The organism is Pseudomonas sp. S3_C06 (genome assembly GCF_054667675.1).
On sequence record NZ_CP162747.1, the window covers coordinates 2,653,086 to 2,665,857 of the forward strand.

Annotated in this window: 8 protein-coding genes and 1 pseudogene; 5 read left to right on the forward strand and 4 right to left on the reverse strand. The window is 59.2% G+C overall.

Annotated elements, in window-relative coordinates:
* The first annotated feature begins 248 nt into the window (after positions 1-248).
* Positions 249-2,321 carry a TerD family protein gene (locus AB4N44_RS11535; RefSeq protein WP_455806170.1) on the forward strand — a complete coding sequence of 691 codons (2,073 nt, stop codon included), beginning with the start codon at positions 249-251 and terminating at the stop codon, positions 2,319-2,321.
* A 132-nt stretch (positions 2,322-2,453) separates the two neighbouring features.
* Here AB4N44_RS11535 and guaA read toward each other — a convergent pair whose 3' ends face one another.
* The 4 genes from guaA to AB4N44_RS11555 all read right to left on the reverse strand — a co-directional run bounded on the left by guaA (position 2,454) and on the right by AB4N44_RS11555 (position 7,168).
* Positions 2,454-4,031: a glutamine-hydrolyzing GMP synthase gene (gene guaA, locus AB4N44_RS11540; protein WP_127929653.1), complete on the reverse strand. Its 1,578-nt coding sequence runs from the start codon at positions 4,029-4,031 to the stop codon at positions 2,454-2,456.
* Positions 4,032-4,130: 99 nt separating this feature from the next.
* Positions 4,131-5,600 carry an IMP dehydrogenase gene (gene guaB, locus AB4N44_RS11545; RefSeq protein ID WP_085734111.1) on the reverse strand — a complete coding sequence of 490 codons (1,470 nt, stop codon included), beginning with the start codon at positions 5,598-5,600 and terminating at the stop codon, positions 4,131-4,133.
* A gap of 116 nt (positions 5,601-5,716) precedes the next feature.
* Positions 5,717-6,265: a sugar ABC transporter ATPase gene (locus AB4N44_RS11550; protein ID WP_460108868.1), complete on the reverse strand. Its 549-nt coding sequence runs from the start codon at positions 6,263-6,265 to the stop codon at positions 5,717-5,719.
* Positions 6,266-6,400: 135 nt separating this feature from the next.
* Complete coding sequence (locus tag AB4N44_RS11555) at positions 6,401-7,168, reverse strand: sulfite exporter TauE/SafE family protein (RefSeq protein WP_460108866.1); 768 nt, start codon at positions 7,166-7,168, stop codon at positions 6,401-6,403.
* 100 nt (positions 7,169-7,268) lie between these two features.
* Between AB4N44_RS11555 and AB4N44_RS11560 the strand changes: the two are divergent.
* The 4 genes and pseudogenes from AB4N44_RS11560 to leuA all read left to right on the forward strand — a co-directional run.
* Positions 7,269-8,144: pseudogene (locus AB4N44_RS11560) on the forward strand (LysR family transcriptional regulator); the annotation flags it as partial.
* Between the two features lie 141 nt (positions 8,145-8,285).
* On the forward strand, positions 8,286-9,665 hold the full coding sequence (gene xseA / locus AB4N44_RS11565; RefSeq protein ID WP_016984362.1) for an exodeoxyribonuclease VII large subunit: 1,380 nt from the start codon (positions 8,286-8,288) through the stop codon (positions 9,663-9,665).
* A gap of 3 nt (positions 9,666-9,668) precedes the next feature.
* Positions 9,669-10,490 (forward strand): M23 family metallopeptidase, encoded by an 822-nt coding sequence (locus AB4N44_RS11570; RefSeq protein WP_127929658.1) that lies wholly within the window; start codon positions 9,669-9,671, stop codon positions 10,488-10,490.
* A gap of 463 nt (positions 10,491-10,953) precedes the next feature.
* Complete coding sequence (leuA, locus tag AB4N44_RS11575; RefSeq protein ID WP_008082522.1) at positions 10,954-12,633, forward strand: 2-isopropylmalate synthase; 1,680 nt, start codon at positions 10,954-10,956, stop codon at positions 12,631-12,633.
* The last annotated feature ends 139 nt before the right edge of the window (positions 12,634-12,772 follow it).

Here is a 12,772-nt window from a genome sequence, read left to right on the forward strand (position 1 = left end):
CCCTGACCGATAGTACCCATTGTTCTGGTGAAGCCGCTTGTTACCGTTGAGATATGCAGCGACCTGACAAAAAAGCGCAACGTTACGTAGAATACCGCCGTGGCTATGGAACACCTTCCTTCTAAACCTCCTATGACCTAGGGGTTTCGCTCTCCACACCGCGCCTGCTTCTTGCAGGCGTTTTTACATCTGCTGTAGACACGATGCTGCAGCTCGTCCGTGACGGCGACCAAAGGAGAAAATCAAGCATGAATCAGGAGCTGTTCCTGCGTCGCCGTACCAAGGTTCACGTACCGACGGGCAATGGGGGGGCCACGCGTGCTCAAGTCGCGTCGGCTGTCCGGGAAATCGCCGCATTCAGATGCGCACTATCAGAGCCTCTGATCAAGCAGATCGGCACGTTGTCAGCAACAGAACTCACTTACTGGCTGCGCGACGTTGTCGGAGTGCTTCGACGGCAGACTGGCGCTCATGTGCACCACCGACCGTTTTATCCTGACTTTCCAGAGCAGGTTCTGACGGCCTCGGAGGCGGAGTTGTACCTTAACGCCGTCTTGCACTACCTCACGCTTTCGCGCATACCACCGACTGAAAGCTCTCGACCTGCAATGCTCGAAGGTAACTTCATCTCCCGCGTAATTGAGCCGGGATGCGTTCAAGAGTTCGAGTCACTGCTCGAGCCACTGGTGTCATCGCGCACTTCGCTCTCCGAAGAGGAAACGGCCGATGTTGCCTGGTTTATCCGAAACTACAAAAGCGATGTGTTCCGACTGCTGCCCGAGACCATCCCGTTCCGGGAGATCCGTGCACAGGTTGGCGGCACACTGATCCTGCATGTCGCCGGCGACAAACGGGTAGACACATTCCTGGAGCGGAATGTCGAAACAGCGACTGATGTACTACGACTGGCAGTCGCCCTGAGCGGAGGAGACGTGTCGCTGGCGACCGCTTCGACACGTTTCAAACCGATGAAGCGCTCGATGCGCCGTCTGTTTTTGCACCTGCTCGATAAAATACCCAACGCTGCCGAAGACGTAATGCGTCATACGGAGCGCTGGAAACGTCTGGCTGAAGTACTGCATCCGGGCGACTACGCCGATAAATATCCACACGCTCTGGCCGCCATCACGGCAGCGCGTCGAAACGAACCGCCCGCCACGTTTAATTCACGCGTGGAAATATTATTGGCCCAGCGTGACATCGCCACGCTTATGCCAATACTGCAAAGCCGTCCGGGCGAGTTCGCACGACGGCTTGACGTGGCCCTGCGCCGATCGAAAGAAGCAGACGCGGTACTCGACGCATTCGAGGCTGTCGCGGCACAAGTGTCCTCGCCTGTCCTGCTGCAGTTGCTGGCCCAGTTACATGCACCGCGCCCTCTGCCCCTGCGGGCCTTCATACCGAAAGGTTCGTTCGCCAAAGTCTATGGAATCAAGGATCAGCGAGAGCCTCTCGCACCTGAAGCGTTGGCGCGTGCATCCCGTATCTGCGAAAACGCGCTCGTGCAGCGTTTCGCGTCACTGCCGCCGCTAGGGCGCTGCTTCATCGATCCGGCATTACGCGAATACAGGGTGCCCCTAGCGCAGCGCGCCTCTTCGAAGTCGCTACGTACGCTGGTGCGAGGCAGTCGGTTGCCCATGCCTGACACACGTTTCATTCGCCTATTCCTGTGGTGGAAGAACGGTCGTGCACGCACTGACATCGACTTGTCCGCCGCATTCTTCGATGCAAACTTTATGTTCCGAGAAACGGTTGCGTACTACAACCTGAAAGGTTACGGCGGCTACCACAGCGGCGACATCGTCGATGCGCCCGACGGAGCTTCGGAGTTCATCGACCTCGACCTTGATGTTCTGGTCGAAAAGGGAATCCGCTACGTCGTCACGTCTATCAACTCATTCACCGAGCAGCCTTACTGCGATCTTCCAGAATGCTTCGCTGGCTGGATGGCCCGCGCCGACACGGCGTCGGGTGAAATATTCGAGCCGCGGTCCGTGTTCGACCGCGTCGATATTGCATCCGACACAGCTATTTGCCTGCCATTCGTAATGGACTTGCAGGAACGGCGCATGATTTGGGCCGACTTGGGGCTGACCTCATCTCCACGATGGAATAATGTCGGGAACAACCTCAGCGGGATATCGCTGATGTTGCGGGCTTTGGTACATACACCACGGCCGGATCTGGAAACTCTGTTCGACTTACATGTTCGAGCGCGAGGGGAGCGAGTGGCTTCGCTGCAGCAGGCACAAGCAGTGTTTGCGCCTGATCAAGGGATTACACCGTTCGATACGGATTTAATTCGATCACAGTTTCTCTGATACCTGGGCCAGCTCGCCTGTGAATCTGGCGCTGCACTCTGGTCAGGCTTGAAATTAGTTGCTCTAGCCAGACAACCCAACAAAAAAGGCGCCTAAGCGCCTTTTTTGTTCACTACGAAACAACTAGCGGGATCACTCCCACTCAATCGTCGCCGGCGGCTTGCTCGACACGTCGTAAGTGACGCGAGAGATGCCTTCGATTTCATTGATGATGCGGCCGGAGACGGTTTCCAGCAATTCGTAAGGCAGGTGTGCCCAACGTGCGGTCATGAAGTCGATGGTTTCTACGGCACGCAGCGCAACCACCCAGGCGTAACGACGGCCATCGCCAACAACGCCAACCGACTTCACTGGCTGGAACACGACGAATGCCTGGCTGACCTTGTGGTACCAGTCGGCTTTGCGCAGTTCTTCGATGAAGATGTGGTCAGCGCGACGCAGCAGGTCGGCGTATTCCTTTTTCACTTCACCGAGGATGCGCACGCCCAGGCCTGGGCCCGGGAACGGGTGACGGTAGACCATGTCGTACGGCAGGCCCAGTTCCAGGCCCAGACGACGGACTTCGTCCTTGAACAGTTCGCGCAGTGGCTCGACCAGTTTCAGGTTCATTTCTTCCGGCAGGCCGCCCACGTTGTGGTGCGACTTGATCACGTGAGCCTTGCCGCTTTTCGCGCCAGCCGACTCGATCACGTCCGGGTAGATGGTGCCCTGAGCGAGGTACTTGATGTTGTCCAGTTTGTTCGACTGGGCATCGAAGACGTCGATGAAGGTGCGACCGATGATCTTGCGCTTCTTCTCCGGATCGGCTTCGCCGGCCAGGTTGTTCAGGAACTGCTCTTCAGCGTTGGCGCGGATCACTTTGACGCCCATGTTCTCGGCGAACATGGCCATCACTTGCTCGCCTTCGTGCAGACGCAGCAGGCCATTGTCGACGAAGACGCAGGTCAGTTGGTCGCCGATGGCTTTGTGCAGCAGCGCAGCAACTACCGAGGAGTCAACGCCGCCGGACAGACCCAGCAGCACGTTGTCGGTGCCGACCTGTGCGCGGATGTTGGCGATGGCGTCTTCAGCGATCTTCGACGGGGTCCACAGGGCTTCACAGCCGCAGATGTCGAGGACGAAGCGCGACAGGATGCGACCGCCCTGCTTGGTGTGGGTTACTTCCGGGTGGAACTGCACGCCGTAGTAGCCACGGTCGTCGTTGAACATACCGGCGATCGGGCAGCTCGGGGTGCTGGCCAGAATGTGGAAGTCTTCCGGCATCTTGGTGACCTTGTCACCGTGGCTCATCCATACGTCGAGGCCGAACAGGCCGTCAGCGTCGATGTGGTCTTCGATGCCGTCGAGCAGGCGGCTCTTGCCGACCACGTCAACGCGGGCGTAACCGAACTCACGCAGCTCGGAACCTTCAACCTTGCCGCCCAGTTGCTCGGCCATGGTCTGCATGCCGTAGCAGATACCGAAGACCGGTACGCCCAGGTCGAACACTGCCTGAGGGCAACGCGGGCTGTCGGCGACGTGCACGGACTCGGGGCCGCCGGCGAGGATGACGCCTTTAGGAGCGAATTCGCGGATCGCATCTTCGTCCATGTCGAACGGGTGCAGTTCGCAGTACACACCGATTTCGCGCACGCGGCGGGCAATCAGTTGGGTGTATTGCGAGCCGAAGTCGAGGATCAGGATGCGGTGAGCGTGAATATCGAGGGCCATGATTCAGTCTCGTCTAAGTCGTTCAGAAACAGTCGTGATTCAGAAACAACTCGGGGCTGAATCAAACAGCCCCGGTTGCTTACTTTATTGCTTGAAGGCTCAACCTACGCGGTAGTTTGGCGCTTCTTTGGTGATCTGCACGTCATGAACGTGGGATTCGGCCATACCAGCGCCGGTGATCCGCACGAACTCAGGCTTGGTGCGCATTTCTTCGATGTTGGCGCTACCGGTGTAGCCCATCGAAGAACGCAGACCGCCCATCAACTGGTGAATGATCGCGCTCAGGGTGCCTTTGTAAGGAACACGGCCTTCGATACCTTCCGGAACGAGTTTCTCGGCGCCTGCCGAGGAGTCCTGGAAGTAGCGGTCGGAAGAGCCTTGTGCCTGGGACATGGCGCCCAGCGAACCCATGCCGCGATACGCCTTGTACGAACGGCCCTGGAACAGTTCGATTTCGCCCGGCGCTTCTTCAGTACCGGCGAACATCGAGCCCATCATCACGCAGGAAGCACCGGCTACGATGGCCTTGGACAGGTCACCGGAGAAACGGATGCCGCCGTCGGCGATCAACGGAACGCCAGTGCCTTCGAGGGCAGCGGCAACGTTGGCGATGGCACTGATTTGCGGGACGCCGACACCGGCGACGATACGGGTGGTGCAGATCGAGCCAGGGCCGATACCGACCTTGACTGCGTCAGCGCCTGCTTCGGCCAGAGCCTTGGCAGCGGCGCCGGTGGCGATGTTGCCGCCGATCACCTGCACTTCAGGGAAATTCTCTTTGACCCAGCGAACGCGGTCGATCACGCCTTTGGAGTGACCGTGCGCGGTGTCGACTACCACGACGTCCACGCCAGCATTGACCAGAGCGGCAACGCGGTCACCGGTGTCTTTACCGGTACCGACAGCAGCGCCCACGCGCAGACGACCTTGATCGTCCTTGCTGGCCAGCGGGTAAGCTTTGGCTTTTTCGATGTCTTTGACGGTCATCATGCCTTTGAGGGCAAACTTGTCATCGACGATCAGAACTTTTTCCAGACGGTGCTTGTGCAGCAGCTCGCGGACTTCGTTCTTGTCGGCGCCTTCACGCACGGTGACCAGACGCTCTTTAGGCGTCATCACTTCACGGACGGTGGCTTCCAGACGGCTTTCGAAACGCACGTCACGGGAAGTGACGATGCCGACCAGGTCGCCATCGTGCAGCACCGGAACGCCGGAAATGTTGTGCATGCGGGTCAATTCGAACAGGTCACGCACCGTGGCATCAGCCTCGATGGTGATCGGATCCTTGACGACGCCGGCTTCGAACTTCTTGACCTTACGCACTTCGGCAGCTTGCTGCTCGATGGTCATGTTCTTGTGGATAATGCCGATGCCACCTTCCTGAGCCATGGCGATTGCCAAACGGGCTTCAGTGACGGTGTCCATTGCAGCAGAAACCAGAGGAATGTTCAGCTCGATGCCACGGGTAAGGCGGGTCTTGAGACTGACTTCGTTAGGAAGTACCTCGGAATAACCGGGCACTAGGAGAATGTCGTCGAATGTCAGAGCTTCTTGGCTGATACGCAGCATCGCGGGGGCTCCCGAGCGGGAAAATGGAAGCGCGCCATTATAGTCAGACACCCCCTGCTGTTCAATGTAAAACTCAGCTTAATATCAATGTTGCTGATGTACGGGAATCCCCGCCGTTACAGCTCCACCTTGACCCAAGAGACAGGTTGATCGAGCCAATCAGCAAACTCATCGATAAAGCTCTGCTTGAAGCCCGCCTCCAGCCAGTTGTTGAAGATGAAACCGAGGTTGGAAAACCCGCACTCCTGCAAATAAAGGAAGCCATTGATGTCGTCTTCATGCCCGCATTCCGGACAGGTGAAGTTGTCAGTGCGACCCGGGAACCAGTCTTCGAGGCTTTCGAACAGCGCTTCGCCGATCTCACGCCGACACTCGGCGCAACCGGCCTCTTCGAGAAAACCCTTGGCCGGTGTGTAGATGCAGCGCTTGGTGACGATCTCCAGCCCGTTGATCGGCTCGCCGAAAGGCAGCGCTTGTGGATGCAGGACCACGGCACGCGCGCCATCGGCAATCGCGTAAGCCATGCGGTTGCCGGTGCGGCCACAGGTGCTCAGCTCTTCTTTGATGATGTTCTTGCGCACCAGCCAGCGCAGAATCGCCCGTGCCCGGGGTTCGTGGACCGGCAGGGTGGAGATTTTCGGGACGATGATGCTTTGCGAATTCATGGAAAGTCCTGCGGTGTGGCTTCTGACGCCTTCGCGAGCAGGCTCGCTCCCACATTGGTATGCGCTACCTGTGGGAGCGAGCTTGCTCGCGAAGAGGCCCTTAAAGCCGGCAGCTTAATCCCTGACGAAATCCGGTCAAGTGCTGAGGTAACGCCCGATCAGCGCAAGCCCGCTCGCCAGTACCAGCCACGTCACCAGCCGCACGAACGCCTCGCGTGACAAACGCATGGTCAACCGCCGCCCGATCCACAACCCCAACGCCATGGCCGGCAACAGACACAGGGCCAGCATCAACAAGGGTAGCTCGGCATACACACCGGCGATGGCAAACAGGCTCAAACGCACCACCGTGCTGCAACTGATCAGCGCACTTTGCGTGGCCCTGGCGGCCTCTTTCGGCAAACGGCTGTTGAGATAAATCGCATATAAAAAGCCGCCACTGCCAAACAGCGCCCCGAACAATCCACCCACAGTCCCCATCGGCACTGCCCACGCCGCCGACAACTGCGCTGGCCGCGCTTTCACCCACAGGCTGTAAATCGCATAAGCGCTGATAAACAGCCCCATCAACAGCAGCAACACATCGGATTTGAGGTTGAGCAGAAAAATCACCCCCAATGTGCAGCCGACTGCCATGCACGGCAGCAGCCGTAACAACTCCGGTTTCGCCACATCGCGCCGCGACGGCAGTAGATTGCCGAACGCCGCGACAAAATCCAGCAGCACCAGCAACGGCACAATCTTCGACAGTGGCATGAACAGAATCAGAATCGGCCCCGCCACCAGCGCCGTGCCAAAACCGGCAATGCCGAACACGATGTAAGCCAGCGCGATACCCAAGGCAATTACCGCCCAACCACTGGCGCCCCACGACCACTCACTCAACAACCCCGCCACGCTCATCGATGCGCTTCCTTAATAAGCCTGAGATGACTTTAGCCAGCACGGAGTATTGCGACTAATATCTTCAAAGCCACCGACTCATCTCAAAAAGGCATTGCTTGTGCTTTCGACTCGTCAATTGCGCTATTTCGTGGAAATCGCTGAATGCGGCAGCTTCAGTGCGGCGGCCGAGCGTCTGTTTATCGCGCAATCGGCGCTGAGCCGGCAAATCAAGGACATGGAAACGCGTCTGCAAACGCCGTTGTTCGAACGCACCGCGCGCCAGCCCAGACTGACCGCGGCGGGCGAAGCGTTTCTGCCGCGGGCACGCAATCTGCTCAATGAACTTAGCAAAGCCAGCGCCATGGCCACTGAGGTCGGCAATGGTCAGCTCGGCACCTTGCGCCTCAGCCATTCCAGCACCGTGTCGATCAGCGGCCGTTTGCTCAGTGACATCGGCGCGTATCTGCAGCGACAACCCGGTGTATCGCTGGACATCGGCAAGTTGTCTTCCGAGGCGCAACTGGAAGAATTGGCCGAGGGCCGACTCGATATCGGCCTGCTGCGCCTGCCAGTGTTGCGTCAGCGTGAAGGGATTCAGATTGTGCCGCTGTTCACTGAGCGATTGCTGCTGGCGGTTCCGATGGATCATCGGTTGGCCGCCGCTGAGCGTGTCGACCTGGCACAGTTGAAGGACGAAGCGTTCATCTCGATCCCGCATCCACAACGTGGCGGCCTGAGTTATCTGTGTGCCGATCTGTGCATGCGTCAGGGTTTCTTCCCCAAAGCTGCGCGGGTGATGTCGCGCAAAACCACGCAGTTACAGTTGATTCAGGCCGGGTTCGGCATCGCCCTGCTGCCGGAATCGATGCAGGACATTGCGCCGAGCGGCGTGCGCTTTCTGCCGCTGACCGATCCCGATTGCCAAAGCACCGTCGCCCTCGCCTATCGCCAGAATCCCACACCCCTGATTCACCACTTCATCGAAACCTTCACCCCCCTTGTAGGAGTGAGCCTGCTCGCGATAGCGGTTGAACATTCAACCTATCCTGCGACTGACACACCGCTATCGCGAGCAGGCTCACTCCTACAGGGGACTTGTGGTGATTCAACGGCAAATGCCTTTAAACTGCGCCCCATGATTAAAGATCCCTTTGCAAGACTTGGCCTGGACCGTGAAGTCCTGACCGTCAGCCAGCTCAACGGCCGCGCGCGGGTGTTGCTTGAAGACGTGTTCAGCAACATCTGGGTCGAAGGCGAAATCTCCAACCTCGCCCGCCCGGCGTCCGGCCACATTTATTTCACTCTCAAGGACAGCGGCGCGCAGGTGCGTTGCGCGTTGTTTCGGCAGAACGCCGCGCGGGTTCGTCAGGCATTGAAGGATGGCCTGGCCGTCAAAGTGCGCGGCAAGGTTTCGTTGTTCGAGGGTCGTGGCGATTATCAGTTGATTCTCGACACCGTCGAGCCTGCCGGTGACGGTGCGCTGCGCCTGGCGTTCGATGCGCTGAAAGAAAAACTCAGCGCTGAAGGTCTGTTCAGCGCCGAACGCAAAGTGCCGCTGCCGGCACATCCGCAACGCATCGGCATCATCAGTTCGCCGACCGGCGCGGTGATTCGCGACATCATCAGCGTGTTCCGCCGCCGTGCGCCGCAAGTGCAACTGACGTTGATTCCGACCGCCGTGCAGGGCCGTGAAGCCACCGCGCAAATCGTCCGTGCCCTGAAAATGGCCGATGCGCGTGGTTTCGATGCGCTGATCCTCGCCCGTGGCGGCGGCTCGCTGGAGGACCTCTGGTGCTTCAACGAAGAAGCCGTGGCCCGTGCCGTTGATGCCTGCGTGACGCCAATCGTCAGCGCCGTCGGCCATGAAACCGATGTATCGATCAGCGACTTTGTTGCCGACGTCCGTGCGCCAACGCCGTCCGCTGCCGCCGAACTACTCGCACCCGATTCCAGCCATCTGATCCGCCAGGTCGAAAGCCTGCATCGGCGTTTGGTGATGCGCATGCGTGACCGCTTGATGCGTGATCGCCTGCGTCTGGAAGGCATGGCCCGTCGCCTGCGCCATCCCGGCGAACGGCTGCGCCAGCAGGCTCAGCGTCTGGACGATCTGGACATGCGCATGCGCCGGGCGTTCGAACGTCACCTCAATACTCGCCGCGAACGCTTGATCCGCCTGGAGACGCGCCTCGCCGGCCAGCATCCGGGACGGCAATTGGCGATGTTGCGCCAGCGTCTCGACAGCCTTGCCGAACGCCTGCCCCGCGCCATGCGTGAAGGCCTGAAAAACCGTCGTCTGCAACTGCACAGCCAGATGCAGACGCTGCACGTGGTCAGCCCGTTGGCAACGCTCGGTCGTGGCTACAGCATTCTGCTCGATGAGCGTGGCCACGCAATCCGCAACGCCGCCCAGACCCACACCGGCCAGCGTCTGAAAGCCAAACTCGGCGAAGGCGAACTGCAAGTGCGCGTCGAGGACAATCACCTGACGCCTGTCACCCTCTCTTTACTGGACTGATCCATGCCGCGTTTTCTGGCTCCACTGTTTCTGCTGTGCCTGACCTTCAACGCCCACGCCGACAGTTACATCACCCGGCTGCTGAACAAACCGGTGCCGGGCGGCGTGGCGGTGGTTGATCTGGGCGCGGCCGCGCAGGCGCCGAAAGCCACGTATCAGGGCAAACCAGTGCTGGTGGTAAAAGAACAGAACAACTGGCTGGCGATTGTCGGTGTGCCGCTGACCGTGAAGCCAGGCGCGCAACAGATCAGCAGTGGCGGGCGCAACTTGCCGTTCACCGTGGGCAACAAGAAGTACCCGGAACAGCGCATTACTCTGAAGAACAAGCAGCAGGTCAATCCGGATCAGTCGAACCTCAAGCGCATCGAGGGTGAACTGGCTGAGCAGATCAAGGCCTACCGCAGCTTCAGCCCGAACACGCCGAGCAATCTGCTGCTGGACAAACCGGTAAACGGGCCGCTGTCGAGCAAGTTTGGCGTGCGTCGATTCTTTAATGGTGAGGAACGCAATCCCCACGCGGGCCTCGACTTTGCAGTGCCGGCGGGTACGCCGATCAAGACCCCGGCGGCGGGCAAGGTGATCCTCACCGGCAACTACTTCTTCAACGGCAACACGGTGTTTGTCGACCATGGACAGGGCTTTATCAGCATGTTCTGCCATATGTCGAAGATTGATGTGAAAGTCGGCGATCAACTGGCGCGGGGCGCGGTGGTCGGCAAGGTTGGCATGACCGGCCGCGCGACCGGACCGCATATGCACTGGAATGTCAGCCTGAATGATGCGCGGGTGGATCCGGCGATTTTCATTGGCGCATTTCAGCCTTGAATATGTATTGAGGCGATCGGCCTCTTCGCGAGCAGGCTCGCTCCCACACTGGATCTTATTCACAACACAGATCCCCTGTGGGAGCGAGCCTGCTCGCGAAGGCGGCCTGTCCAACCCACAAATACCACTGACACTTAACCAACATCAATTGCGCCCCAATCTAACCTCACGCAAACTTCAGAAAGATCCGCTGACTTACTCGCAATAAAATCCCGCAAAAACCCGCTTTCCGAGTATTCCTCTCAATTTTTTCCGACTGCTTGCCATCCTCTCCCCTCGCGGTTAGGGTTGAAGGCATGAAAACCTCTCACACCCTCATTCAGCTTCGCCAGCACCGCAGCCTGTGCCTCGTCAGCGCACGACTGCCAGGCTGAATCGCGGCACCTCGTCCCACGCTTTTCCCAGAACATTCGTAACACCGGCAGGCCGCCTCTTTTCGGCCCAGACAATAAGGAATTTCCCGATGAGCATGCTCAAAGATCCGTCTTCGAAATACCGCGCGTTTCCCGTCATCAACCTGCCGGATCGCACCTGGCCGTCGAAAACCATCGACACCGCGCCGATCTGGTGCAGCTCCGACCTGCGTGACGGCAACCAGTCGCTGATCGAACCGATGGACGCGGTAAAGAAGCTGCGCTTCTGGAAAACCCTCGTGCAGGTCGGTGTGAAAGAAATCGAAGCGTCGTTCCCGGCGGCTTCGCAAACCGACTTCGACTTCGTGCGTACCCTCATCGAAGAAGGCCACATTCCGGATGACACCACCATTCAGGTGCTGACCCAGGGCCGTGAAGACCTGATCGAGCGCACCTTCGAATCCCTCCGTGGCGCGAAGAAAGCCATCGTTCACTTGTACAACGCTACCTCGCCTTCTTTCCGTCGCATCGTCTTCAACCAGGACAAGGACGGCATCAAGGCCATCGCTGTGAACGCGGCCAAGCTGTTCGTCAAATACGCCGCAATGCAGCCGGACACCGAGTGGACTTTCGAATACTCGCCGGAAACCTTCAGCGCCACCGAGCTGGAGTTCGCCAAGGAAGTCTGTGATGCGGTGATTGAGGTCTGGAACCCGACGCCTGAGCACAAGATGATCCTCAACCTGCCGGCTACCGTTGAGTGCGCGACTCCGAACATCTACGCCGACCAGATCGAGTGGTTCGGCCGCAATATCAACCGTCGTGACAGCGTGATCATCAGCCTGCACACCCACAACGACCGTGGCACTGGCGTTGCGGCTACCGAACTGGGCCTGATGGCAGGTGCGGACCGCGTCGAAGGCTGCCTGTTCGGCAACGGCGAGCGTACCGGTAACGTCGACCTCGTCACCGTCGCACTGAACATGTACACCCAGGGTCTCGACCCGCAACTGGACTTCTCCGACATCGACGGCGTGCGCAAAGTGGTTGAGGAGTGCAACCAGATTCAGGTTCACCCACGTCACCCGTACGTTGGCGACCTGGTGCACACCGCGTTCTCCGGCTCGCACCAGGATGCAATCCGCAAGGGCTTCTCCCAGCAGAAACCCGATGCACTGTGGGAAGTGCCGTACTTGCCGATCGACCCGGCCGACATTGGCCGCAGCTACGAGGCGGTGATTCGCGTCAACAGCCAGTCGGGCAAGGGCGGCATCGCTTACTTGCTGGAGCAGGAATACGGCATCAGCCTGCCACGTCGCATGCAGATCGAATTCAGCCAGGTGGTGCAGCGTGAAACCGACCGTCTCGGCCTGGAAATGACTGCCAAGCAAATCCACTCGTTGTTGATCAGCGAATACCTGCAAGCCAACACCCCGTACGCGCTGGTCAGCCATCGCCTGCAGGAAGAAAACGGCAACAGCAACGTCGAAGTGGAAGTGGCGAGCAAAGGTCAGGGCGAAACCAACCTGCACTGGCGCGGCAAGGGCAACGGTGCGCTGGAAGCACTGGTCGCCGGCCTGCCAGTTCCGGTGGAGATCATGGACTACAACGAACACGCGATCGGCGCGGGCACCAACGCCAAAGCGGCGGCGTACATCGAGCTGCGTGTGAATGGCGAGCGTGCCGTGCACGGCGTGGGTATCGATGAAAACATCACCACGGCCAGCTTCAAGGCCCTGTTCAGCGCGCTGAACCGCTCGCTGAGCCAGCCTGAGGCGAAAGCGGCGTAAGCCATCGCTGAAATGCAAAAGGCCCCGGCGTTTGAACTCCGGGGCCTTTTTTGCCTGCGATCGTTCCCACGCTCTGCGTGGGAATGCCTCAAGGGACGCTCTGCGTCCAGTGACGCGGAGCGTCACGGGCTGCATTCCC